Genomic DNA, 911 nt, shown 5'->3' with positions numbered 1-911 from the left:
GAGGGCAACTATACAAACATCTTAGGCATCAGCATAAGAAATATCGAAAACGATATGGTAGCCCTAAACGGCAAGGCTCAATAAAAAATAGAATAATGATTGATGCTCGCCCTAAAATTGTGGATGAGAAGAGTCGAATAGGTGACTGGGAAATTGATACCATCATAGGTAAAAATCATAAACAAGCTGTACTTTCTATAGTTGAAAGAGTCTCCAAATTTACATTACTTAAAAAACTTAAAACTAAAACCAGTATAGCCACCCAGCTGGCTCTTGCTGAAGCACTAACTACCTATAAAGACCAGGTTTTTACAATAACCTCCGATAATGGTTGTGAATTTGCGAAACATAGAGAGATAAGTAAAGAGCTCAATGCACAATTCTATTTTGCACATCCGCACTCCTCGTGGGAGCGTGGGTTAAATGAAAATACCAATGGCTTAGTGCGACAGTATCTTAAAAAAGGTAGTGGATTAACACACATTACCGACAAAGATCTTGCTATCATAGCTGACAAACTAAATAGTAGGCCACGTAAAACACTTGGCTATAAATCGCCAAATGAAGTGTTTACGAACTTAAATAATGGAGACTGAGTTTGCCAATTATCATTTTACCTATGCATCATGAGGATATAAAAGAAGTTGCCAAATTACATTCTCAAGCTTTTCTTAGGCAGAAAAACTCAATAGATTGGGTAAGGTGTAATTTTGCAGCGTTTCCAAGAATTATGCTTTTTGTGGCCCGAGATGAAAAAGACCAAATTGTTGGTTATATTCAATGGATTCAAAAAAGTGGATTCCGTAATGAGTCTGTCATTGAACTAGAACAAATCGCTGTGCTTCAAAACAAACGTGGAAAAGGTATAGGAGCACTGTTAATTAGAGAGTCGGTAAATGCCATCAAAAACC

2 protein-coding genes are annotated in these 911 nt (G+C 36.8%); both read left to right on the top strand.

The features are described 5' to 3' along the window. On the top strand, window positions 1-596 hold a 596-nt coding region (locus Ldro_RS09230; protein WP_157066482.1), incomplete at its 5' end, for an IS30 family transposase. Window positions 597-598: 2 nt separating this feature from the next. Further along, window positions 599-911 (top strand): GNAT family N-acetyltransferase (locus tag Ldro_RS09225; protein ID WP_193786646.1); only part of this gene is annotated, 313 nt, incomplete at its 3' end.

Origin of the sequence: Legionella drozanskii LLAP-1 (assembly GCF_001467585.1) — a bacterium.
GTDB lineage: Bacteria > Pseudomonadota > Gammaproteobacteria > Legionellales > Legionellaceae > Tatlockia > Tatlockia drozanskii.
This window is presented reverse-complemented; position numbering and strand designations above follow the sequence as displayed.